General features: G+C 54.1%; 23 protein-coding genes. 6 read left to right on the top strand and 17 right to left on the bottom strand.

Going from position 1 to position 23,758, the window contains the following annotated elements; translation table 11 throughout:
- Window positions 1-32 precede the first annotated feature (32 nt).
- From H7U12_RS02525 to H7U12_RS02510, 4 genes are all read right to left on the bottom strand, one after another.
- The gene (locus tag H7U12_RS02525; protein WP_186632382.1) at window positions 33-293 is read right to left on the bottom strand and encodes a hypothetical protein; all 261 of its coding nucleotides are present in this window, start codon (window positions 291-293) and stop codon (window positions 33-35) included.
- A gap of 14 nt (window positions 294-307) precedes the next feature.
- Window positions 308-499 carry a hypothetical protein gene (locus H7U12_RS02520; protein ID WP_186632380.1) on the bottom strand — a complete coding sequence of 64 codons (192 nt, stop codon included), beginning with the start codon at window positions 497-499 and terminating at the stop codon, window positions 308-310.
- A 24-nt stretch (window positions 500-523) separates the two neighbouring features.
- The gene (locus tag H7U12_RS02515; RefSeq protein WP_186632377.1) at window positions 524-952 is read right to left on the bottom strand and encodes a hypothetical protein; all 429 of its coding nucleotides are present in this window, start codon (window positions 950-952) and stop codon (window positions 524-526) included.
- A gap of 457 nt (window positions 953-1,409) precedes the next feature.
- Window positions 1,410-3,683, bottom strand: coding sequence for a Tex family protein (locus H7U12_RS02510; RefSeq protein WP_186632374.1), 2,274 nt, complete (start codon window positions 3,681-3,683; stop codon window positions 1,410-1,412).
- Window positions 3,684-3,938: 255 nt separating this feature from the next.
- Between H7U12_RS02510 and H7U12_RS02505 the strand changes: the two genes are divergently transcribed.
- Together H7U12_RS02505 and H7U12_RS02500 are read left to right on the top strand one after the other, a co-directional pair.
- Window positions 3,939-4,325: a hypothetical protein gene (locus H7U12_RS02505; RefSeq protein WP_186632371.1), complete on the top strand. Its 387-nt coding sequence runs from the start codon at window positions 3,939-3,941 to the stop codon at window positions 4,323-4,325.
- 204 nt (window positions 4,326-4,529) lie between these two features.
- Window positions 4,530-4,715, top strand: a complete 186-nt coding sequence (locus H7U12_RS02500; protein WP_186632368.1) for a hypothetical protein — start codon at window positions 4,530-4,532, stop codon at window positions 4,713-4,715.
- A gap of 105 nt (window positions 4,716-4,820) precedes the next feature.
- Here the strand turns inward: H7U12_RS02500 and H7U12_RS02495 are convergent, their stop codons facing one another.
- The gene (locus H7U12_RS02495; protein WP_186632365.1) at window positions 4,821-5,420 is read right to left on the bottom strand and encodes a hypothetical protein; all 600 of its coding nucleotides are present in this window, start codon (window positions 5,418-5,420) and stop codon (window positions 4,821-4,823) included.
- A 266-nt stretch (window positions 5,421-5,686) separates the two neighbouring features.
- Between H7U12_RS02495 and dinB the strand changes: the two genes are divergently transcribed.
- Together dinB and H7U12_RS02485 are read left to right on the top strand one after the other, a co-directional pair.
- A complete protein-coding gene (dinB, locus tag H7U12_RS02490; protein ID WP_186632360.1) occupies window positions 5,687-6,748 on the top strand; it encodes a DNA polymerase IV in 1,062 nt (353 codons plus the stop codon).
- Between the two features lie 143 nt (window positions 6,749-6,891).
- Window positions 6,892-7,710, top strand: coding sequence for a class I SAM-dependent methyltransferase (locus H7U12_RS02485; RefSeq protein ID WP_186632356.1), 819 nt, complete (start codon window positions 6,892-6,894; stop codon window positions 7,708-7,710).
- Window positions 7,711-7,715: 5 nt separating this feature from the next.
- On the opposite strand, the gene H7U12_RS02480 is transcribed toward H7U12_RS02485, so the two are convergent.
- Window positions 7,716-8,252 carry a DUF7935 family protein gene (locus tag H7U12_RS02480; RefSeq protein ID WP_186632353.1) on the bottom strand — a complete coding sequence of 179 codons (537 nt, stop codon included), beginning with the start codon at window positions 8,250-8,252 and terminating at the stop codon, window positions 7,716-7,718.
- 208 nt (window positions 8,253-8,460) lie between these two features.
- Here H7U12_RS02480 and H7U12_RS02475 point away from each other — a divergent pair, with 208 nt between their 5' ends.
- A complete protein-coding gene (locus H7U12_RS02475; RefSeq protein ID WP_186632349.1) occupies window positions 8,461-8,811 on the top strand; it encodes a HesB/IscA family protein in 351 nt (116 codons plus the stop codon).
- A 559-nt stretch (window positions 8,812-9,370) separates the two neighbouring features.
- Here H7U12_RS02475 and H7U12_RS02470 read toward each other — a convergent pair.
- The 11 genes from H7U12_RS02470 to H7U12_RS02420 form a co-directional block, all read right to left on the bottom strand.
- On the bottom strand, window positions 9,371-10,243 hold the full coding sequence (locus H7U12_RS02470; protein ID WP_186632346.1) for a ChaN family lipoprotein: 873 nt from the start codon (window positions 10,241-10,243) through the stop codon (window positions 9,371-9,373).
- A gap of 194 nt (window positions 10,244-10,437) precedes the next feature.
- A complete protein-coding gene (locus H7U12_RS02465; RefSeq protein WP_186632343.1) occupies window positions 10,438-11,748 on the bottom strand; it encodes an ABC transporter permease in 1,311 nt (436 codons plus the stop codon).
- Window positions 11,741-12,655 (bottom strand): ABC transporter ATP-binding protein, encoded by a 915-nt coding sequence (locus H7U12_RS02460; protein ID WP_186632340.1) that lies wholly within the window; start codon window positions 12,653-12,655, stop codon window positions 11,741-11,743. Before H7U12_RS02460 ends, H7U12_RS02465 begins: the two co-directional genes overlap by 8 nt.
- Before the next feature lie 845 nt (window positions 12,656-13,500).
- Window positions 13,501-14,658 (bottom strand): molecular chaperone DnaJ, encoded by a 1,158-nt coding sequence (gene dnaJ, locus H7U12_RS02455; RefSeq protein ID WP_186632337.1) that lies wholly within the window; start codon window positions 14,656-14,658, stop codon window positions 13,501-13,503.
- A gap of 6 nt (window positions 14,659-14,664) precedes the next feature.
- Window positions 14,665-15,234, bottom strand: coding sequence for a nucleotide exchange factor GrpE (locus tag H7U12_RS02450; RefSeq protein WP_186632332.1), 570 nt, complete (start codon window positions 15,232-15,234; stop codon window positions 14,665-14,667).
- 219 nt (window positions 15,235-15,453) lie between these two features.
- Window positions 15,454-16,449 (bottom strand): GTPase ObgE, encoded by a 996-nt coding sequence (obgE, locus tag H7U12_RS02445; RefSeq protein WP_186632328.1) that lies wholly within the window; start codon window positions 16,447-16,449, stop codon window positions 15,454-15,456.
- A gap of 145 nt (window positions 16,450-16,594) precedes the next feature.
- On the bottom strand, window positions 16,595-17,185 hold the full coding sequence (locus H7U12_RS02440) for an adenylate kinase (protein ID WP_186632326.1): 591 nt from the start codon (window positions 17,183-17,185) through the stop codon (window positions 16,595-16,597).
- 134 nt (window positions 17,186-17,319) lie between these two features.
- Window positions 17,320-17,859, bottom strand: a complete 540-nt coding sequence (gene hpt, locus H7U12_RS02435; protein ID WP_186632322.1) for a hypoxanthine phosphoribosyltransferase — start codon at window positions 17,857-17,859, stop codon at window positions 17,320-17,322.
- A 173-nt stretch (window positions 17,860-18,032) separates the two neighbouring features.
- Complete coding sequence (locus tag H7U12_RS02430; RefSeq protein ID WP_186632319.1) at window positions 18,033-18,830, bottom strand: hypothetical protein; 798 nt, start codon at window positions 18,828-18,830, stop codon at window positions 18,033-18,035.
- Window positions 18,831-18,933: 103 nt separating this feature from the next.
- Entirely contained in the window at window positions 18,934-21,177 is a 2,244-nt protein-coding gene (locus tag H7U12_RS02425; RefSeq protein ID WP_186632316.1) for a sodium-translocating pyrophosphatase, read from the bottom strand.
- A 108-nt stretch (window positions 21,178-21,285) separates the two neighbouring features.
- Window positions 21,286-22,200, bottom strand: coding sequence for a M20/M25/M40 family metallo-hydrolase (locus tag H7U12_RS02420; protein WP_186632313.1), 915 nt, complete (start codon window positions 22,198-22,200; stop codon window positions 21,286-21,288).
- Window positions 22,201-22,415: 215 nt separating this feature from the next.
- Here H7U12_RS02420 and H7U12_RS02415 point away from each other — a divergent pair, with 215 nt between their 5' ends.
- Window positions 22,416-23,684: a tetratricopeptide repeat protein gene (locus tag H7U12_RS02415; RefSeq protein WP_186632310.1), complete on the top strand. Its 1,269-nt coding sequence runs from the start codon at window positions 22,416-22,418 to the stop codon at window positions 23,682-23,684.
- Window positions 23,685-23,758: the final 74 nt, after the last annotated feature.

The following is a 23,758-nucleotide window of genomic DNA, read 5'->3' as shown; positions in this document are numbered from 1 at the left end:
TTTACGCCCCTTTTCCGGAAACTGGCCCCAAACTAGAAACGGGAGACTTTGCCTTTGTTTTCCCAGTGGCTGGCTTTCAGCGTCACGCCATCGGCCTCAAACTTAAGGCGGCGCACGTAGCGCTCACCGCTGATGCTGCCGTCTGGCCGGCGTTTCCCGATGAACAGGGTGACGGCCCGCCCCTGCTGATCAGTGATAAATGTGAGGTCATTGCCCGCGAACACATCGTCCACGCGGCTGTCGGGCGCGTAGGTTTTGCTGAGTTTGGCTTCCAGTTTGGGGCTGAGCGGCATGGTTGACAGAGAAGTTAGGCGGTCGTATACGATTGCAGGATGGGCAGCGCGTCGGCCTCCTCGGCCTCCACCACCTCGTCTATCACCGACTGGATTTCCTGGTCTGACCACTTCGCCTGCTCGGCGGCTTTCACAAATACGCCCAGGGCCACAAAGCGGCCACCTTCCAGCGGAAGGACTACGTTTACTTTTTTCTTGATGTTCATGCAGAGGAGACTTTCGTTTTGGGGCTATTTTACGGATAACCGGCCAAAAGTACTAAAGCCGCCGTTGTTTTCCTGCGCCCACCGGATGGCCGAGGCCAATTCCTGGAAGTATTCCACCTCGGCCCGAAACTGGGGCCGCAGGGTGGCCACCATGCTGCTGACGGCCATCTGGTTGAAGATGTCATCTGACACGATGAAGGCCAACCGGTTCACGCCCAGCAGCTGGAACTGCGGAAACCAAGTAGCCAGCGTCCATTCCTGATCGGCTTGCCGGATCACTTTCATCTGCTTCATGTCCATGATCCAGTTGTGCAGCCCTTCTCTGCGGGAGATCTGAATTCCTTCCAGCAAACCTTCGCGGTAGACTTCACTGGGCACAAAACCTTGCCAATGCAACACCAGAAGCTGGTGAAGCCGATCGGTTTCCAGTTGTAAGTAAGATTCAGTCTCCATGGTTTTCGGTTGTAAGAACGCGTCTCTATGACAGCCTCGCATCAGAACGGTTCAGTCCTGCACAAGATAGCTTCTCCCATCATGGTATAAACTTCCTTTCCGGCGATGAGGTTTTGGAGTGAAGTAACAAATCAATTGCACTCCGCTAACAAACTGACTTGTACTTTTTGCCATCGGGTGGCAGAAATTGTAACAATCTGCCCTGCAAGCTCTAAAACCCAGGGCTCAGCGTCTGCTTTTTACATCCAAAAGCCCGTTCTTTCTCCCGTTTTACGGGCATTTTCCAGAAAAGGGCGTTTTTGCAATTTTCTGGGCCCGCTGGGCTTTATGCCTCATTTCTGAAATACAGGCTTAAAACAGGAAAAGCTTCCGGCGGCTATTTCCTTTACGAACCAACCGGCAGAAACGAAAAGGGCCAGAGAAATTCTCTGGCCCTTTCTGTCACTAATGATACGGTTTACCGGAACATGTTTTTCAACTTGTTCAGTTTGGTGGCCATGTCTTCTTCCTCTACCGGTGCCTCCCGACGGCTACCGCCGCCTGCGTTGCTTCCAGCCTTGCGGTCATTGCCGCGACTAGGCCGGGCGGTAGCGGCCTGCGGGTCACCTTTCATGGAAAGCGCGATGCGCTTTCGGCCTACTTCTACCTCCAGCACGGTCACTTCCACCTTCTGGCCTACTTTCACCACTTCATGCGGATTGCTCACGAAACGGTCAGACAGATGGCTCACGTGTACCAGACCATCCTGGTGCACCCCAATGTCTACGAACGCCCCGAAGGCGGTGATGTTGGTGATGATGCCCGGCAGTTTCATGCCCTGGCGCAGGTCTTTGATTTCGTTCACGCCCTCGGTGAAGCTGAATACCTCATAGCTTTCGCGGGGGTCACGACCGGGTTTGGCCAACTCGCTTAAAATGTCCTGCAGCGTAGGCAGACCAACGGTGTCAGACACGTATTTCTTCAGGTCGATTTTCTTGCGGAGGTCGGCGTTCTTGAGCAGATCTTCCACGGTAGCGCCTAAATCCTTCGCCATCTGCTCCACCAACGCGTAACGCTCGGGGTGCACGGCGCTGGCATCCAGCGGATGTTTGCCGCCTCTGATGCGCAGGAAACCAGCGGCTTGTTCAAAGGCTTTATCACCCAAACGGGCTACTTTGCGCAGTTCGTTGCGGGTTTTGAACGGTCCGTTCTGGTTGCGGTAGTCCACGATGTTCTGCGCCAACTGCGGCCCTAAACCAGAAACGTAGGTTAGCAACTGCTTGCTGGCGGTGTTTACTTCTACGCCCACGGCGTTCACGCAGCTCATTACCACATCGTCTAGGCTGTGTTTCAGGGCATTCTGGTCCACATCGTGCTGGTACTGGCCCACGCCAATAGATTTCGGGTCCAGTTTCACTAACTCGGCCAGCGGGTCCATGAGACGGCGACCGATGGAAACGGCTCCGCGCACGGTGATGTCCTGGTCCGGGAACTCCTCCCGGGCTACATCTGAAGCCGAGTAGATAGAGGCACCGCTTTCGTTCACCATCACAATGGCAATGGTGTTGGGCAAGCCCAGGCCGCGCACGAACGTCTCAGTTTCGCGCGAAGCGGTTCCGTTGCCAATGGCGATGGCTTCGATGTTATATTTGGCGCACATGGCCATGACCTGATGCCCGGCCGTTGTGGCCTGCCCGGCACCATTGTGCGGGAAAATGGCTTCGTAGTGCAGCAGTTTGCCTTGCTCATCTAGGGCCACCACTTTACAGCCGGTTCTGAAGCCCGGGTCAATGGCGAGTACGCGTTTCTGGCCCAGCGGCGCAGATAAGAGCATGGGGCGTAAGTTATCGGCGAATACTCGGATGGCTTCCTCGTCGGCGCGTTTCTTGGAGGAAAGACGCACTTCAGTTTCCATGTTCAGGCGAAGCAGACGCTTGTAGCTTTCTTTGATGGCTAGTTTCACCTGCTCGGCGGCGGCGTTGTTTCCGGTCACAAACTGGTCTTCCAGAATGGCTAATGCCGCTTCTTCCTCGGGTTGGGCATCCAGCATCAGGACCATCTCCTTCTCACCGCGGCGCATGGCCAGGATGCGGTGCGAGGGGGCTTTCTCAATGGGCTCGTCCCACTCAAAGTAATCCTTGTATTTCTGGCCTTCCTCCTCTTTGCCGGGAATCACACGCGCTTTGAACACGCCTTTTTTCTCGAATAGATTCCGGATGCTGGCGCGGGCTTCGGGGTTTTCGTTCACCCACTCGGCAATGATATCACGGGCACCAGCCAGGGCTTCGTCCGTGGATTTAACTTCTTTTTCTTCACTCACAAATGCCGCGGCCTCAGAAGTGATATCCATGTTGGCTTGTTCAAACAGCTTTTGCGCCAGCGGCTCCAGGCCTTTCTCGCGGGCGATGGTGGCTTTGGTGCGGCGCTTGGGTTTGTAGGGCAGGTAGATGTCCTCCAGTACGGCCATGGTCTCGGCGGCCAGCACCTGGGCTTCCAGCTCGGGAGACAGTTTCTCCTGGTCTTTCAAAGATTTCAGGATGCTCTCGCGGCGCTTGTCCAGTTCCCGGAGTTGCTCCACACGGTCGCGGATGGCGGCAATGGCCACTTCGTCTAAACTACCGGTCACTTCTTTGCGGTACCGGGCAATGAAAGGCACGGTGGCTCCTTCGTCCAGCAAGGCCACAGTGGCTTCTACTTGTTTCTGGTTTACTTGCAGCTCCCCCGCAATCGTCTTGAAATGGTTTTCTGGCATGCTAAATAATCGTTCTGAAAAAGACTCTGTTCTTTCTGGCGGCGTTTCAAGGGCAGCACAGGAATTCAAAGATAAGGGTAAATCACGGGAAACCCCGCACCCCCAGCCTCGCTTTTCGGGCCCCGGTCTTGCGCAGAAGCTGGCCCGGTATTTGTATCTTTGCCGCTCAGGAACCGGAACTAATTTACCTGCTTTGGGTTTCTGACCACCGGTACGGCACCGCCCGTTTTCAACGCATTAACACCTAAAACGCATATGAAGCGAATTATCTTTTTGCTAGCCCTTGTTTTCACCACGCTGGCAAGCCAGGCCCAGACCGCGGCCGTCACGCCGGAGGCCCGGGCGCAGTCTATGACCAACACCATGACGCAGCACCTGAAGCTCAACGCGGCGCAGGCAACCCGGGTGAAAGCCATTAACCTGGCCAGCATCCAGCAACTGGAGCAGGCCAAGAAAGACCACAAAACCGATCCCCGGAAACTGAAAGCCACCATGGACCTGATCAGCTCTACCCGGCTGGAATCTTTGCGAAGCGTGCTTTCCGTGACCCAGTTCCAGCAGTACCAGCAGCAGCGCGAAAAGAAAATGGGCATTCCGTCACAGGCGGGCACCGGCGGAGTACCGGAAGGCTATAGCAACTAAACATCTCCGTTCAGCAGAAAAGCCCGAACGTTTTACACGAAGAGGCACCGTTTAAGGCTTGTTTTCAGAAAACAGCCCCTAAACGGTGCCTCTTGCGTTACCGGTATTCCCCCAAAATATTTTTGCTCCGAGCGTATGGAATTCAAGGGAGAACGGCATCTTAGCCTTAGTCTCTCTGCGTCTTCACCTCAACTGCTGCTGTCTATGAAATTCTTAGGTCTGCTTATCTTTCTGGTTGGTCTGGTATCATTGCTGGTCGCCTCTTTCGGGGCGAATCACTTTCTGCTTTTATGGGTCGATAACTGGGGCAGAACCCTGGGCTGGGTCATCCGGGTGGCGATTACCCTGGGCGGTTACGTCTTGTACTACCTGCACCGCCACGATGACTGAGCGCCGTTTTAGGGCCATTTTAGGGAAATCGGCGGTAAAACAAACCGGCACCGCCTGGAGAGACGGTGCCGGTTTGTTTTAAGGTATAATGATTGAGGGAGCGGCTTACATTTCCAGCACGCCCAGCAAGATAAACACCAGACCTACAATGGCCACGATGCTTCCCAGCAAGCCCAACCCGATGGCACTTACCAAAAGACCCGCCACCAACAGAATCAAACCAATCTTCACGTACTGGTTCAAGGCGTTGGCTTTCTTAGCGGCTTTGGCTTCGCGCAGGATTTTCTTCGTGGCCATTTTCACTTCTTTTTTGCTTTTCGCGGAGGCCAGTTCGTTGGTCAGCGACTTCATGTTGGCGTTGGATTCCAGGGCGGAGGCCACGGCGGTTGACGTCAGGGGAGCCGTGCGGGCCACTTCTCTGGAGGCTACCGGTTGGGCGGCGTTGGCTTCCATCACGGGCGCTTTCTCCGGCTGGGCGGTAGCCTCCGGAGCTACTGCCGCCGCAGGTTCAGCCTGGGCTAGGACAGTTGCTGTTTCAGCGGGAGCGGATGTCTCTTGGGGGGCAACCTGGGCCGGAGCAGGAGCCGCTTTATGATAGGTGGTAGCGGGCGTGCTGAAATCAAAATATTGGCTTGAAGAACAGCCAATCATGAATTGACTTGCCACGCCGCACACGAATACAGACAGTAAAGATTTGATTTTCATAGAGTGAGAGATAAAGAGTGTTGGTTTTTAAGCTTAAATAAAAAAGAGACTAGCCGCTAAACTAGCCCAAATACGTTTCATAGACTAACTTCGCAGTACGTAGACTAACGCTGCAAGTTCAAGATTCATTTTGTAAAGAAAAACCGGCGTCTGTTTTGATCTGGGAATCAGGCCGAAAATTTTTAAAACCCGCCGAAAACGCTCCTGATCCGAGACCAAAACACCCCATCTTTCGCCTCTTTTCCATCTAAGCTGAGACACCTTTCGTGCGTAAAATCATCCACATAGACATGGACGCCTTCTTCGCCTCCGTAGAGCAGCGCGACAACCCGGCGTTGCGCGGCAAGCCCGTGGCTGTGGGCGGTTCCAAGGCGCGGGGCGTGGTGGCGGCGGCCAGCTATGAGGCGCGGCAGTTTGGGGTGTTCTCCGCCATGCCTTCCCAGATCGCCCTCCGGAAATGCCCGCACCTGATCATGGTGCCCACCCGCTTTGAGGTGTACCAGCAGGTGTCGCGGCAGATCAGGGAGATTTTCCTGCGCTACACCGATTTGGTGGAACCGCTCTCCCTGGACGAGGCCTACCTGGATGTCACGGAAAATAAATTCGGACTGAAATCGGCGATGTTCATCGCGCAGCGCATCAAACACGAGATTTGGCAGGAAACCCGGCTCACCGCCTCGGCGGGGGTATCGTTCAATAAATTTCTGGCCAAGGTAGCCTCCGGCAAAAACAAACCCGACGGGCTTACCGTGGTGCTGCCCGATGACGCAGAGGCCTTTGTGGAAGCCCTGCCCATTGAAAAGTTCTACGGCATTGGCGATGTGACTGCTGCCAAGATGAAGCAACTGGGCATTCACTCAGGCGCCGATCTGAAAAACCGCTCGGAGGCGGACCTGCGCCGGCACTTCGGGAAATCCGGTTCTTACTTTTACCAGATTGCCCGGGCCCAGGACGAGCGCCCCGTGGAACCCAACCGCATCAGGAAAAGCATTGGCTCAGAGCGCACCTTCATGGAGGACCTGGAGACCGAAGACGAGATGCTGCCCGAACTGCAGCGCCTGGCCGAGGAAGTAGCGTATGACCTGCATCGGCTGGAGGCCTCGGGTAAAACGATCACGCTCAAACTCAAGTACCACGATTTCACCCTGAACACCCGCAGCAAGACCTTCTATTCGTCGGTGCGGGCCGAGGAAGTGCTGCTGGACATTGCCTCTGATCTGCTGCGCACGCCCTATCTGCCCACCAAACCCGTCCGGCTGCTGGGCATCACCGTCTCCAACCTGAACTACGGGAAGCACCAGGGCGGCCAGCTGTCCTTTCCGTTTTAAGTCGGATTCTAGATGTTAGAGGTTAGCGGCTAGAAGATAGAGGCTAGCTAAACAGTTAACCTGAAGTCTCCTATTCTGTTTCTATTGTCAGGCATCACGTTCCTGTTTTTTGCCTATTTTCAGGAAACAAGCTAAAAAACGCCATGGATACCTCTGCTGATTACTTTGAACGCAACCGCCAGGCCTGGAACCTGCGCACGGGCGTGCACAAAGACTCTTCCTTTTATGACCTGGTTTCCTTTAAAGCGGGCAAAAACAGTTTGAATCCGTTGGAGTTGGAGGCGCTGGGCGAGGTACGGGACAAGAAACTGCTGCACCTGCAGTGCCATTTCGGACAGGATACGCTTTCCTGGGCCCGGCTGGGTGCCAAAGCCACGGGCATGGATTTATCGGATGAAGCCATCGCCCTGGCGCGGCAATTGAACCAGGAACTGGGGCTGGACGCCGAGTTTGTCTGCTGCAACGTGTATGATCTGCCGCAGCACCTGGAGGGTCAGTTTGATATTGTGTTTACTTCCTACGGGGTCATCGGCTGGCTCCCGGACCTGGAGAAATGGGCGCAGGTGGTGGCGCATTTCCTGGAGCCCGGCGGCACGTTCTTTCTGGCCGAGTTTCACCCGGCAGTCTGGATGTTTGACAACCACTTCACCCACGTGCAGTACTCCTACTTCAATACCGGCGCCCCGATCGTGGAGGAATCCACGGGCACGTACACCGACAGGGATGCGCCCATTCACTACACTGAGTATTCCTGGAATCACGCGTTGAGCGAGGTCTTATCGGCTTTGCTGCACCAGAATCTGCAGCTGGTTCAGTTTCAGGAACTGCCTTACTCCTACTACAACTGCTTTTCCAACATGGTGCAAGGCCCCGACGGCTTCTGGCGGATCAACGGTCTGGAAGACAAACTTCCTATGATGTACAGCCTCAAGCTGGTGAAACCGCAGGCGCAAGGCCGCTGAGAAATTTAGAAAATCTCGTGCAGCTCGCGCTTCAGGAACTGGATGGCCTGGGTGGTGGGGTCTACCTCATTGTGCAGCACGTTCTCCAGCACCCGTTTCGCCAGCTCAGTGCCGCGGGTTTTGTCCTGCAGGTTCTGGTAGCTCTGGTTGATCATGGAGACCACGTCTTCCTTGGCTTTCTTCACCTGCTGCCAGGCGGCCTCGCTCATGTACAGCTGCTGTGACAGGTTGTGCGTGTACTCGGCCCGGATCTCCTGCAGGAGCTGCGCCTGAAAATCGGCGGCGGTCAGCCCAGACGGACTCACCCTAATGAGCAAATTGCTGGGCGTGATGCGTTCCAGAAACAGGATAATCCGCTCGTAGGCCTGCAGCCGGATGGGCAGAATGGTCTCGCTGTTCTTCAGCCGGATGTCCAGCACTTTTTTCCGGTAGTCGCGCTCCAGGTACTTTTGCACCAGCAGGTACATGGCGGCCCCAATAATGAGGGCCGGAATAGAACTCAATAACACCAAAAGAACTATGGAGGAAGTGTCTGTTGTCATAAGTAAGAGATAGCTGGCTCAACCCTGCCGTTTTGGGCAGAGTTTTTGAAATACGCCTTTAAAACGGTTTCGACCAGGTAAATATCGTCAAAAAATTGATGCCGTGGCCGCTGAATCATTTTCGGGCTTTTTTGGTTACCCATAGTATAGCGCCATCGTGTAGAAACAGCTTAGTTTTTAGTAACTTTACAGCGCAAACCCCACTACTATGGAAAGCACAACGATAAAAAAAGCCCCGATTTCACTTACTGAGCGTGCCCTGCACGAGGTAAAAGTGATCATGAACGATAAAAACGTGCCCGAAGAGTACGGTTTACGGATTGGCGTCCAGGGCGGCGGTTGCTCCGGCATGTCTTACCTGCTGGGCTTCGACAAAGCCAAAGACGCTGATGAGATCTATGAGTTGGACGGCGTTCAACTGATCATGGACAAAAAACACGGAATGTATGTGATGGGCATGGAAGTCGATTTCCAGGATGGCCTTAACGCCCGCGGATTCGTCTTCAACAACCCACAGGCCAAAAGCACCTGCGGCTGCGGAAGCTCCTTCTCCGCCTAACTTTTCCGGTTTACCTTATCAAAAAGACCTGCTTATAGCAGGTCTTTTTTTTGCCTTATTCTTGAAAAACGGCCCTAAAACATAAAAAACAAAGCAGCAGGAGAAAGTCGCAAGATGCTCGTTTGATGGTAGACAGAGTAGGCACATTCGCCGGTCCTCACCAGGTACAAAGACCTGCCAGGAGTTCTACTGGCGCGAGACTGAAGTCTCGTGCCAAAGGATGAAGCGAGTCTCCAGACTCGCCGGGAACCACGATTAGGTATTGCGCGGGAATTCCTTCCGTGATTTTAACTAACGTGTAGAAGCCATTCATGGAAGTAACTCTGGACCATGGAATCCACCCAATTGCGCTCAGGCTAGCGTACATGTCGCTGCTGGGCAGCGAAGGTAGTCTGGAGACTACCTGGCATCCGGAGGCACGAGTCTGGAGACTCGCGCCAGGTGAATTACTTGGGTACTAGCTTATGCGTGAACTAAGTTAAACCTGTTTTAGGCTTGTTTCTTCAAAACAGGCCTAAAACGCTCTGAATAGCACATTAGCACCTTAAAAATTAGCACCTTAATACGTCTTCGTCATGGATTCCGGTACCACCAGGACCACGTCTGCGCGGTTTTCGTGGTCTTTGGCCAGGTCTTCCAGTTGGGGTTGCAGGACGGTGGAAATGGTCATCACTTTGAGCTCGGGGCGGAGGCGGTGGAGGTACCACAGAATGCCTTCGCGGTGGTCTGAGTGATAGGCGCCGTTCAGGTGAAACAGGTGCTGGCCTTTCTGCAGGTTCTTGCTGATGAAGTGCGCCATGGTGGCGTCTTTGAGGGCCTGCGCCTCTACAATCTGCGCCGAGACCGCCGAGGTACCGTGGGAATCCCCGAACATGCTGAGCATGCGCTTGTAGGCCGGCAGTTCCAGATCCACGGCAATGGGCAGCAGGGCCAGCCATTGCTTTTCCTGGGCGGGTAGCGCCTCCAGTCCTTTCAGGCTCTCCCGCGCCACCACCCTTGCCGAGCGGCGGGGCGCATTGGTGGCGATCACCTTGATTTTATTCGCCTTGGCAAAACTCAGGATCGGTTTATAGTCGGTGGCGTAATTGGGCCAGGCGCGGCTGGTTTCCAGAAACGTTGGTTCTTCCAGTTGGCCCAGCAGAAACGAGTCCAAAGCCGTCTGGGTATCGGTTTCCCACATCTCGGCGCCCAGGACCAGTTGTGATCCATGCAGCCGGAAGAGATCTTTGGCGAGCTCCACCTGCAGCCAGTGCGCGATGGGGTCATTGTGCTGCTCGCCAAAAAACACGACATCGGCCGAGGCCAATTCCTTCAGCATTTTCTCGTAGGTGAGGGCTTTGCCGCTGCCCTTGAACAGCCGATACGCAGGTTTGTCCATCGTGAAAGAGCTTAGTAGTAGAAAACTTAGCAGCAGGGTAAGTAACTTCTTCATGTTTTGGAGCAGTTTTCGGGAAATCGGGCTAAGGTGGTTGTTAGTTGTTAGTTTTCAGTTGTTAGTTTTCAGTTATTAGTTTTCAGTTATTGACAAGAAACTAAAGGTAGATCTACGATAGGCTTTCCCTCAGAAAACAACCCGATAACACTGCAAAGAACCTAACAACTGAAAACTAACAACTAACAACTAATTCACCCTTTGTAGAACAGCCATTTAGACAGCTCGCGGTAGTTTACTTTTTTGCCGTACATCAAAATGCCCACCCGGTAAATACGCGCCGCAACCCAAATGGTGCCAATGAAACCCAGCATCAGCAGAAACATGGAAAGCAGCAGCTCCCAGGTGGGTACACCGAACGGCATGCGCAGCATCATGACCACCGGCGAGGTAAACGGAATCATGGACATCCAGAAAGCGACCGGCCCGTTGGGGTTCTTGATGATGATGGTCTGCGCCACGATGAACGACAAAATGAGCGGTACCGTGATGGGCAGCATGAACTGTTGGCTGTCGGTCTCGGAGTCTACGGCGGCGCCCACGGCCCCGAACAAAGCGCCGTACAGCAGGTAGCCGCCCAGAAAGTAAAAGAGAAAGCTCCCGATGAGCAAAGGATAGTTCAGGTTCTGGGTGGCGCTGAACAGCTCATGGATTTCCTGGGCCTGCTGCACATCGCGTTCGCTCTCCATGCCCTGGGTGGTCTGGCTGATCTGCTCATCCGAGAATCGCTTCAAATCAAACCGGGAGGTCACGCCCGCGGAGATGGCCGAGGTGAGGACAATCCAGAGCAGAAACTGGGTGAGGCCCACCGCCGCGATGCCCAGAATCTTGCCGGCCATCAACTGAAACGGCTTCACCGAGGACACCATCACTTCCAGAATCCGGCTGGTTTTCTCTTCAATGACGCCGCGCATGATCTGGGCCCCGTAAATGAAAATGAACAGGTACACTAGAAACGCGCCCATGAACCCCACGCCCGTGGTCACGGCCACATCGCTGCTCTTCTCCCCTTCGGCACTCAGGTTCACCGTCCGGATGCTGATGGGCGTTTTGATTTTGTCCAGGACCTGCTGGTCAATCCCGGAGTTGACGAATTTCACTTCCTCCAGTTCCTGCCGCACCTGCTTCTCCAGGTTGCCTTTCATGGACAGGCTGGTGCTTTTCTGGGAGAAAAGCTGGATGCCCTGCGGTTTCTCTAAATCGAGTTGGGGAATGTACAGCAACGCGGCATCTTCGGATTGCAGATAAGCGGCCTTGGCGGTTTCCACGGGGCCCGGCACGTTGATGAACTTCAGCTCCTCGGTGGAGGTGAGTTTTCCCTTGAGGTAGCCGCTCTCGTCCAGCACCTGCACCACTTTCGTGTCGTCTGACATGGTGGCCAGCCAGATGGGCACGATCATCACCAGCGCCATGAGCAGCGGCCCCAGAATGGTCATCACAATGAAACTCTTCTTGCGCACGCGCACCAGGTACTCGCGCTGAAACACTAACCAAATCTTATCCATGCGCTTCCTGCGTTACGGTCTGAATGAAAATATCATGAATGCTGGGCACCTTCTCCTGAAAGCCGTGCACCTCCACCCGCTCAGTAAGGTACCGCAGCAGCTGATTGGGCCCCACCTGCGGCTCCAGCTGCACCTCGGCTTTAAACTCGTTCCCGTGCTGTGACTGGGTGAGCACTTTAAAATCCGGCGACATGATCAGCAGCTTTCCGGTGCCCTCCACGTGGTAGGTATGGCTGCGGTACCGGCTCTTCACCTCCCGCACACTTCCTTCCATCACTTTGTGGGAGCGGTTGATCATGACAATGTAGTCGCACATCTGCTCCACGGATTCCATGCGGTGGGTAGAGAAAATAACGGTACAGCCCTGGTCCCGCAGCTTCAAAATCTCATCGCGGATGATGTTGGCGTTCACCGGATCGAAGCCCGAGAAAGGCTCGTCCAGAATCAGCAGCTTGGGCTCATGCAGCACCGTGGCGATGAACTGCACCTTCTGCTGCATGCCTTTGGAAAGGTCTTCCACGTTCTTGTTGAGCCAGGTCTTCAGGTCCAGCCGCTCGGCCCAGGTTTTGATGCGCTGGGTGGCGTCTGCTTTCTCCAAGCCACGCAACCGCGCCAGATACACCAGCTGCTCCCCCACTTTCATTTTCTTGTAAAGCCCCCGCTCCTCGGGCAGGTACCCGATTTGCTGCACATGCCTGGGTTGCAGCGGCTGGCCCTCAAACAACACCTGACCTTCATCTGGTGCGGTGATCTGCGTGATGATGCGGATGAGTGAGGTTTTGCCCGCGCCGTTAGGTCCTAACAGCCCGAAAATACTGCCCTGGGGCACCTCAAACGACACTTGGTTCAAGGCCTGGTGCGCTTCATAGCGCTTGCTCACGCCCTGTATCTGAAGAATGGGTTGCAAGAGAGTGGTGGTTGGTTCGTCAGGCTAAAGCTAAGCGAAAGGGCTGCGGTTTGCAAGTTGACGGGAGTTCCGTTTTCAGGCGGTTTTCAGGAAAAGATGCTGAAAGTAGCAAAGGCTTTTGTCTGAAAGAGATAGCTTTATTGCGTTTGGGTTCTCACCATTGCCTAAGATTCTCCCGCCGTTGTTGGTGTTTTCACCAACGACCATGACTGCTTTTCCGGTTTGCTATCCGTCTTTACTCTTCACTTCCGTCTTACCAAGCCTTGAGGCTGGAGTCGCGGTCTGCCCGCGTTTGTCACTTTTCTCCTGGATGAGAAAAGTAACCAAAAGAATCATGAAGAAAAGAAACTCGCTGACGCTCAGACAGTCTTTTCTTCAATAATCATGACACCTCGCAGCCGTCCTCTGTTTCATAGCAGACGTAAGCCGTTGCTGCTTGTCACGTTCTTGCGTGCAAGTCCTATGCTCCGGGCTACGCAGGCGGCCCGAAGCATGGGACTTGCAAAAGCCTGATTACTGCTTGTTCTGCTGCAATGCCTTCATCGTACTGCGGACGTGATAGATAGAAACTGGTAAATTGGCAATTGGGTTGAAGAATAACTTAAGCGAGAATTCCCTTCCTGAGAGGGTTGAGGTGAGTGGCGTTTTGGGGCTTCTTTTTTGAAAATAGGTCCAAAATGCAACATCGGAAAACTCCCCTTCTAGCTTAGGAGGGACTGGAAGTGGTTTTGCCCTCCTTTTTTGAAAATCAGGCCTATAACAACAATGCCCGCTTCCTGTGAAGAAAGCGGGCGTTGTGTCTATTTCTTGACTCAGAACTCTGGACTCAAGACTCAGAACTAATTTTACTGAAAGTACTCCTTCATTTTCTCGAAGAAGCCTTTTTCGTTCTTGCCGGGGTTGGGCACGAAGTTCTGGGACTCGCGGAGGCGCTCCAGGATCTGGCGTTCCTCGGGGTTCACGTTCTTAGGGGTCCAGACGTTGATGTGGATGAGCTGGTCGCCTTTGGCGTAGCCGTTGATGTCGGGGATACCTTTGCCGCGCAGGCGCAGGATCTTGCCGGACTGGGTACCTGGATCGATCTTGATCTTCACCTTGCCTTCAATGGTGGGCACTTCCACACTCGCGCCCAACGTAGCGTCCACAAAGCTCACGTACTGCTCAAACATAACGTTATTGCCATCGCGGCGCAGAGTGGGGTGCTGTTCTTCCTCTATCTGGATCAACAGGTCGCCGGGGATACCGCCGCGCTCGGGCACGTTTCCTTTGCCGCCCATGGAGAGCTGCATGCCATCGGCTACGCCGGCGGGAACGTTGATGGAAATCACCTCTTCGCGAAGCTGACGGCCTTCGCCGTGGCAGGCATCACATTTCTGGCTTACGGTTTTGCCTTCGCCGTTACAGGTAGGGCACGTGCTAGCCGATACCATCTGGCCCAGCATGGTGTTCACCACGCGTTTCACCTGGCCCTGGCCTTGGCAGGTACCGCAGGTGTTCAGAGCCGTGCCGTTTTTGGAACCGTTTCCGTCGCAGACGTTGCAGGCTTCGTAGCGTTTTACCTTGATTTTCTTCTCAACGCCTTTGGCTACTTCCTCCAGGTTGAGCTTGAGTTTGATGCGCAGGTTGCTGCCTTTGCGTACCCGGCGTCCGCCGCGCTGTCCGCCGCCCCCGAAGAAGCTCTCGAAACCGCCGCCTCCGCCGCCGCCGAAGATGTCACCGAACTGGGAGAAAATGTCTTCCATGTTCATGCCACCGCCACCACCGTAGCCGCCTCCGTTCACGCCCTGGTGCCCGAACTGGTCGTAGCGCTGGCGCTTCTGCTCGTCGCTCAGGACTTCGTAGGCTTCTGCGGCTTCCTTAAATTTATCCTCGGCCGTAGGGTCATCGGGGTTCTTATCGGGGTGAAACTTGATCGCGATCTTGCGGTACGCTTTCTTGATCTCATCCGCCGTGGCCCCTTTGGCTACGCCCAGTACTTCATAATAATCTCTTTTGGTTGCCATGGCTTCTTATGCTCCAATCACCACCTTGGCAAAGCGAACCACTTTGTCATTGAGGTAATATCCTTTCTCTACTTGGTCAATCACTTTGCCTTTCATCTCGTCTGAAGGGGCCGGAATCTTGGTGATGGCTTCGTGCACCTCCGCGTCAAACGGCTGGCCCACGGCATCCATCGCCTTCAGGCCTTTCTGCTGCAACAGGTTCTGGAACTTACTAAACACCAGTTCCACGCCTTCGCGCACGGCGTTCACATCCTGGGCATCTTTCATGGCTGCCTGGGCACGCTCCAGATCATCCAGCACCGGAATCAAGGCCACCATCAGTTCCTGATTGGCGGTTTTAAACAGCTCCAGGCGCTCTTTGGACGTACGGCGTCTGAAGTTGTCAAACTCAGCGTGCAGGCGCAGGTACTTGTCACGGAGCTCATCGGCTTCTGAAGTGCCGTTGTCAGAAGACGCGGCGGTTGCTTCAGGGGCCTGCTGTTCTGTCTGCTCCGTGGCCGTAGATTCTGCCGCCTCGGTGTTCTCAGGCTGTAGGTTCTCTTGTTCTTGAGGATTTTGTTCAGCTGCTGTACTCATATATCGTCTTTATCCTTACAGATTTTACTTCTATTCTGGGTGCCTGACAGGGGGCAACTATTTTGCCAAACCCGTTTTTATGTCATTCTGGCATTTTTGGCGCAAAAACGCCCTCGGCCTGAAGCGCAGGAATGGCAGCCCTGCCGCTACCGCATCCGGTTGGCAGCAGCCGAGCTTTTCTCCGTTTTAAGGGTGTTTTGGGAAAAAGAGGGCCAAAACCTACGCGTTGTTCAAGGCCTTCCAGATCATGTCTTTCAGTTGCATGATGTTCTTGTTGATCATGCTGGAGATGAACACGGTGGGCAGGTCAGTGGGCAGGGTGGCCCGCATCTCGGCTTCCAGCTCGTCGTCAATGAGGTCGGTTTTGGTGATGGCCAGCAGGCGCTGTTTGTGCAGCAGCTCAGGGTTATAGGTCCGCAGTTCGTTCACCAGAATCTCGTATTCCTCGGCAATATCGGGGCTTTCCACCGAGATCATGAACAGCAGGATGGAGTTCCGCTCAATGTGCTTCAGGAACCGGATGCCCAGGCCCTTCCCTTCCGAGGCGCCTTCAATGATTCCGGGAATGTCGGCCATCACGAAGGATTTGTAGTCGCGGTAGGCCACTACGCCCAGGTTAGGCACCAGCGTGGTGAACGGGTAATTGGCAATCTTAGGCGTGGCCGCCGACACCACCGACAGCAGCGTTGATTTCCCGGCGTTCGGGAAGCCCACCAAGCCTACATCGGCGAGTAGTTTCAGCTCCAGAATGGTCCACTCCTCCAGGCCGGGCTCGCCGGGTTGGGCGTAGAGCGGCGTCTGGTTGGTAGACGATTTGAAGTGCGAGTTGCCTAAGCCGCCGCGGCCGCCAGGCGTGATGATCTCCATCTGTCCGTGTTCGGTGATCTCAGCCTTCACCTCACCGGTCTCAGCGTCTCTGGCGACGGTCCCGATGGGCACTTCCAGCACGATGTCCTTCCCGAACGCACCGCTGGAGTGGCTGGGCCCGCCGTGCCCGCCGTTCTCGGCAATCACGTGTTTCTGGTACTGCAAGTGCAGCAGGGTCCAGAGTTGGGAATTGCCTTTGAGAATGATGTGCCCTCCCCGGCCTCCGTCACCGCCGTCTGGGCCGCCGTGGGCAGTTTTCTTGTCGCGGTGCAGGTGGGCTGAGCCGCCGCCGCCGTGCCCGGATCGGCAGCAGATTTTGACGTAGTCAATGAAGTTGGATGATGACACTGTGGTATTGGTAAAGTAAATGCTATGTTAACAAGGAAGCATTCCCACCAGGAGAATGCTTCCAGAATAATCTATCAGAAATAAACGTCTTGTCAGAACAGAAGAACAGATGGAAATCGTTCCTTCTCTGCCGCAGACCTCTCTTTTACTTGTTTAAGGCTACCTGGCAGGCACCAATGATTTCGCAGCTTTTTGCGAAAATCTCGTCAATTTCGCCAATGCCGTCTACCGCGTAGAACTTGTTCTGCTGGGCGTAGTAGTTGGCCACCGGCGCCGTTTTGGTGTTGTACTCCTGCACCCGTTTCTGGATGAGGGTCTCGTCTGCGTCATCGGGCCGACCGGAGGTCTGGCCACGGAGCAACAAACGTTTCACCAGTTCTTCTTCGTCTACCTGCAGGGCAATCATGCAGCTGATACCCTGGTCGTATTTCTCCAGCAGTTGGTCCAGCGCCTCGGCCTGCGGCACGGTGCGGGGAAATCCGTCAAAGATGAACCCGGCCGCAGAACGGTTGTCGGCAATCTTGGATTCAATCATGCCAATCACCACTTCGTCCGGCACCAATAAGCCCGCGTCCATCAGACCCTTCGCTTTTAGGCCCAGTTCCGTTCCCTGAGAAATCTCAGAACGCAACAAATCACCGGTAGAAAGGTGAATCAGCCCGTATTTTTCAATTAATTTCTGGCTCTGCGTGCCTTTGCCTGCCCCTGGAGGACCGAAGAGTACGATGTTCAGCATGAGTATGGAAATTGTGAGAAAACAAAAGTAAGAATAAAATCTTGGAAATGACAGCTTTTCAGGCGACCCGCGCTGCCACGCACTTCCGTTTCAGAGCCGATTTTCAGAAAACAGGCTTAAAACGGAAACCGTGCCTACATCACCTTGTAGATGTCGCGCAGGTTGCGGCCCAGGCCGTTGTAATCCAGTCCGTACCCCACCACAAAGTCGTTGGCGATGGACATAGCCGGATATTTGATGTGCAGGTCATGTTGCAGGCTATCGGGTTTGATGAGCAGGGTGGCCACTTCCACGGAGGCGGCTCCTTTCTGGTGCAACTGCGGCAGCAGCCCGGCCACGGTGTGCCCGGTATCCACGATGTCCTCCACCACCACCACGTGACGGCCTCTGATCTCCTCCTTCAGCCCGATGAGCTCTTTGACCTGCCCCGTGCTTTGCATGTCTGCATAGGACGAGAGCCGTACGAAGGAAATCTCGCAGGGAATGCTCATCTCTTTCATCAGGTCCGAGGCGAACATGAAAGACCCGTTCAGCACCGACAGAAACAGCGGTTGCTTTCCGCGGTAGTCGTGGCTGAGGCGGGCAGCCACAATCTCCACGCTATGAAGGATTTTCCGCTCAGGAAGATAGATACTGAACTGCTTGTCTTGGATGGTTACCGGAGGATGATGCATCTGCTTTAGGAATAGAAAGCACCAAATTTGCGTAAAACTGCCCTAAATTAAAAGCGGCAAACCCTTTTCTGTTGAATTCGGCTTATCTAAAAGCTAGCCGCCCCCTGCATGTAAGGCTTCAAAGCAGAGGCGATTGAGTCTCCCCTATTTCTGGCTAATATGGCCCGGCTAGCTCACTGCCCAACTTCCTCCAGGCCCAGATTTGCCTCCTGGTTAACGGGGAGCGTTCTGTGCACCGCCAGTTTTGGCGTGGCGAGCGTTTCCTTCATCGGACGGAAGATGGCCCCGCCACTCGTTACCAGATACGTTTCTATGTAGTTCAGCAGCGCTTTGATGAAAAGCCAGATCCCCAGCATCTCCAGCCCTTCTTCCACCATCACTTCCAAGCCATAGAAAGGAGAATCTTTAACCGACAGGTACCCGCCCACCGCCTCCATGCCCAACGCCCCCATGATGTACACGGCTCCGGCCACAAAAAAATAGATTCTGGTTTTCAGGGGCAGATGGAAAATAAACCGCCCGTACAGTACCAAAAAAACCAGCACCGTAATGCTCCCCATGATGGCCCAGGCATACTGCCCAGGTCCGCTGACACTTAGGTATTTGTTGATGATCAGGTAGGCGAAAAGCTCATGGATGGCAACGGTTTCGTCAATGGACAAGGCTAAGAAAATGAGGGCCAGGAATAGCCACGGCAGCTGGAATTTGCTCTTGCCGGCTTTGGCATGCAGGTAAATCAGAAACAAAAGCCCTGCGGCCACCGCCAGGTTGAAGGAAGAAAAGTACGCCGGAATGGAGTTTTCGCTGTCAAGATCAAACAGCGGCACAATGCCTAAGGCATTTTCATACTGCGTGAAGGTCTTGACGCTAAGCGAAAGTCCGCCCAACAGAATTAACCCGGCAATGATCGCCCCTAAAACAGCCGTTACTTTTTTGGCACTCACTGAAACCGAAACATCAAAATTTTGCATACCCTTTCCGTTATAGCTTAGCTTGAATTTTATATAGTATACTTTGAATATTAATCTAAAAGCCCATCTCCCGAGGAGTTACCCTCCAGAGATGGGCATCGTTTTAGGGGCGATTTCCCAAAACAGCGGTAAAATCGGAAGAATTGGTTACCTCACCTTGATCTGTGCGCAGAGAGGTAGTTTCCACCTCCAGGCGGTTCTCCGGAGCCGGAGGCGGAGTTTCCCGGACGGCGATGTGCGGGGCAATCACCAATGACACGATGGACATCAATTTGATGAGGATGTTCATGGACGGGCCTGAGGTGTCTTTGAACGGATCACCCACGGTATCGCCGGTCACCGAGGCTTTGTGCGGATCGGAGCCTTTGTATTCCATCACGCCGTTGATCATCACGCCTTTTTCAAAAGACTTTTTCGCGTTGTCCCAGGCGCCTCCGGCATTGGATTGGAAAATCGCCATCAAAACGCCCGCCACTGTAACGCCGGCCAATACACCGCCCAGAATCTCGGCGCTGGACACCTCTTTAAACACGCCGCGCAAGCCAAAACCCACAATCAAGGGCACTACTAAGGCAATGGCCCCCGGCAGCATCATTTCCCGGATGGCGGCTTGGGTGGAGATAGCCACGCACTTGTCGTACTCCGGCTTGCCGGTGCCTTCCATAATGCCGGGGATTTCGCGGAACTGACGGCGCACTTCCTGCACCATGGCCATGGCCGCCCGACCCACCGCACTGATGGCCAGCGCCGAGAAGACGAACGGAATCATGCCCCCAATGAACAAACCGGCCAGAACTGGCGCTTTGTACAAGTCAATGGTGCTGATGCCGGAGATTCCCACAAAGGCCGCAAACAAAGCGAGCGAGGTGAGGGCCGCCGAAGCAATGGCAAAACCCTTCCCGGTGGCCGCAGTGGTGTTGCCCACGGCATCCAAGATATCGGTGCGTTCCCGCACTTCCTTGGGCAGTTCGCTCATCTCGGCGATACCACCCGCGTTGTCGGCAATCGGCCCGAAGGCATCGATGGCCAATTGCATGGCCGTGGTGGCCATCATGCCGGCGGCGGCAATGGCCACGCCGTATAACCCGGCCACAGCGTAAGAAAAGACGATTCCGGCCGCCAACACGATGATCGGCAGAGCCGTGCTCATCATGCCCACGCTTAAGCCCGCAATGATATTGGTAGCCGCGCCCGTGGAAGATTGCTGCACAATGGAATTTACCGGCTTCTTGCCCATGGCGGTGTAATACTCGGTGATGATGGAGATCAGTGTTCCCACAATCAAGCCAATGATCACGGCCCAGAAGATACCCATGGAAGTGAATTCATAACCCCGCAGAGTGAGGGTCTCGGGCATGAGCCAGTCAATGACGAAATAAGAGGCAATGGCCGTTAACGCCACCGATGACCAGTTGCCCATGTTCAGGGCCGCCTGCACATTGCCGCCCTCCTTCACGCGCACAAAAAACGTCCCGATCATGGAGAAAAGAATACCCAACCCGGCGATAAGCATAGGCAGGATGATGGGCGACAAGCCTCCGAAGTTATCGGTGACGGTGATTTCGCGGCCCAATACCATGGTGGCCAGGATGGTAGCCACGTAAGACCCGAACAAATCCGCGCCCATGCCGGCTACGTCGCCCACGTTGTCGCCTACGTTATCGGCGATGGTGGCGGGGTTACGGGGATCATCCTCCGGAATTCCAGCTTCCACTTTCCCCACCAGATCTGCGCCTACGTCGGCCGCTTTGGTATAAATGCCGCCGCCTACACGGGCGAACAAGGCAATGCTCTCGGCACCCAACGAAAATCCGGTCAACACCTCCAGCGCGGTTTCCATTTCCTCACTGCTGGCCGAGGCCCCTAGCCGTTGCACAAACCAATAGTAAAAGGCGATGAACAGAGAACCCAAGCCCAACACCGCCAAGCCCGCTACGCCCATGCCCATCACGGCTCCGCCGCCAAAGGAAACATTCAGGGCTTTGGACAAGCTTGTCTTGGCGGCCTGGGCGGTTCTCACGTTGGCTTTGGTGGCAATACGCATGCCTATGAAACCGGCCAAAGCCGAGAAAACGGCTCCAATCAGAAAGGCTACCACAATAATGGGCGAGGATTTCTCGCCCACGTACCCTAAATAGAAAAGAAAGAGAGAAGCAATAATGGCAAAGATGGTGAGCACGCGGTACTCGGCCTTCAGGAAAGCCATCGCTCCTTCAGCGATGTACCGGGCAATGGTGCTCATCTTTTCATCGCCGGCATCTTGTTTGGTCACCCACGCCGATTTTATGGCAGTGTACAACAAGGCAACCAGCCCGAATGCGGGAATGGCGTAGAGAATTGTCTGCATAGAGTAAGGCTTTGTTAGGTTAGGTTGGATTCTCAGCTTTGAAGCTCTATGCAAGCTACTGTTTCTAACCTAAAAAACAAATATACTCTATACTCTATCCTAAGAGCTTTACAGTTTCTGCATCAACACCTTATACAGCTCCACCATGGCGTAAATGTCTTTCTTGTGCACGATCTCATCCGGAGAATGCACGTTGTCTTCCGGAGCGCCTATGAAGCACCAATCCCAGGGGATATTGCCGTAGTGCAATTCTTTCCCGTCTGAGCCGCCGGCACTCTCCACTTCTACCTGAAATGGGATTTTTGCCTCTTGCGCGATTTTGATGATCTTCTGCACATAGCTGCGGCGCGGAATCAACGAGTCGCGCAACGATATGGCCACACCCTGCCCGGCCTGCACCCCTTCGGTCACCCAGGTGATGTCTGAGATCAGGGCTTGGGTAACGCCATAGGTCTCATGGATGTACTTGGCCAGATAGCCTACCGAGCCACCGCCCGTTTCCTCCCAGCACCCGAACGCAATGATCCCGTTCTCCAGCGTTGGGGCAACCTGCAAGGCATTCCACACCCCCAACCGGTTGTCCAGGTAGCAACACTGCACGGTTTCGGCTGTTTCTCTAAAATCAGGCTTAAAAACCAACTCGGTGCCCCGGTCAATCTCCCGCTCAAAGCGGTAGCTCATCTCGCGTTCTTCCTCGTCCACCTCCAGCGTACACTCAATCTTCCCCTGACTGTCTTCGCCGACCAGCTGAAACCCGGTCTCGGCCACCGCCCCCCCTATCCGGATGAGTTGTTTCCCATAGCGCACCATAAACCCGATGGAATCCATATGGGCGAAAATGACCGTGCGTGGCTTCCCGAACACCAGCAACAGGCAATCCTGAAACCCTTCTCCCTGGATAATCTGGGGTTGTACTTTCCAGTTTCCCTGCTGTTCCTGCACGTACGTCAGCAAGAATTCTTTCATCTTCACTTCGTTCCCAGACGGGGCATGTATTTGGCAGAGTTGGCGCAATAATTCCATTGTTCAGCGTTTTTTCAAAAGTAATGGTTTTCTCTCTAGCGAATACGCTCGTTTTGGCCGTACTTTTGGAAAACCAAGGCAAAAACAAACTCGGGGTTTCTACGGAAATTGAACCCTCCTAAGGCAAATGCATGTTGTGGGGACAGCTTGATTTTACACCCCAATGCCTTACGCCCTTGTGCCGTCAGGAGAATTTTGACAGTATTGAAAAATTAATGAAAAAGGTACTTTTCTTCGTTCTTTTCCTCATCAGCTTCTTACAGGCGCAGGCGCAGGTACCTGACTCCACCAAACAGATTGATCAGAAACTGCTAGATTCCCTCCAGGCCAGTATCATTCTGGACTCGGTAGACGTGCTGCCCCAGGCCCTGGACATCAAAGGCTGGCTTCTGCTGAACGAGAGCATCATGAACGAACTGGGCGGGGCCGTTGACAACATGTACAACTTCAAGTTTGAAACCGCTGAAAAGCAGTTCAAATCCTTGCGCCGCCGGTACCCCAAGCACCCCATGCCGTATTTCCTGATTGGTCTGAGCCAATGGTGGAAAATGGTACCCTCCAATATCACGGACACCCGCTATGACAATTACTTCCTAGCCTACATAGACACCACTATTACTCTGGCGGAGAACCTCTACGAAAAAGATAACAAGAACCTGGAAGCCGCTTTCTTTCTTTCCGCCGCCAACGGCTTTGGGGCTCGTCTCCACGCTGAACGCAAGAATTGGCGTAAAGCAGCCATCATGAGCAACCGGGCTCTGGATTACCTGCAGAAAAGCAAGAAAGCCAACGGCCTGAGCGACGAGTTCCTGTTCGGCGAAGCGCTCTTCAACTACTACGCCGTCTGGATACATGAACACTATCCTCTGCTCCGCCCCATCCTCTACTTCTTCCCGAAAGGCAACAAGAACTTAGGCTTGAAACAGCTCCAACAAGTAGCGTTTAACGGCTTCTACACTGGCACGGAAGCGAAGTTCTTTTTGATGAAGATTTACGCAAACGATGCCAAAAACGGAGCTTCGGCGATGTCTCTGGCGCAGTACTTGGCCAGCACCTACCCAGACAACCCCTACTTCCAGCGCTTCTACGCCCGCATGGCCTTCACTGAAGGCAACTTTGCCGTGGCCGAGCAGCTCTCCACCCAGATTCTGGACAAGATCAACCGCAAAGTCTTCGGCTACGAAGCCATCAGCGGGCGCTACGCCAGCTTCTACTTGGGCTATATCCATCAATACCGCAACAGGGATTACGCCAAAGCGAGGAGTTACTATCAACAATGTATTAGCTTTGCAGAGCAGATCAACGAGCAGGAATCTGGTTACTACATCTCTTCCTTCGTTAACCTAGCCCGGATCTGCGACAAAGAGAAGAACGTACGCCAGGCCAAACAGTACTATGAGGTAGTCCTGAAACTAGCTGACTCAAAGTCTGACGCCGAGAAAGAAGCGAAAGCGTATTTAAAGAAGAATAGGAAGGTTAAGTAAGGATGTTCTCAATTTTACAAACACTCTTAAAGGGCAATATTTATAAGTTAAGGAGATAAAAACATCTTGTATTA

Origin of the sequence: Rufibacter sediminis (assembly GCF_014269285.1) — a bacterium.
Lineage (GTDB): Bacteria > Bacteroidota > Bacteroidia > Cytophagales > Hymenobacteraceae > Nibribacter > Nibribacter sediminis.
This window is presented reverse-complemented; position numbering and strand designations above follow the sequence as displayed.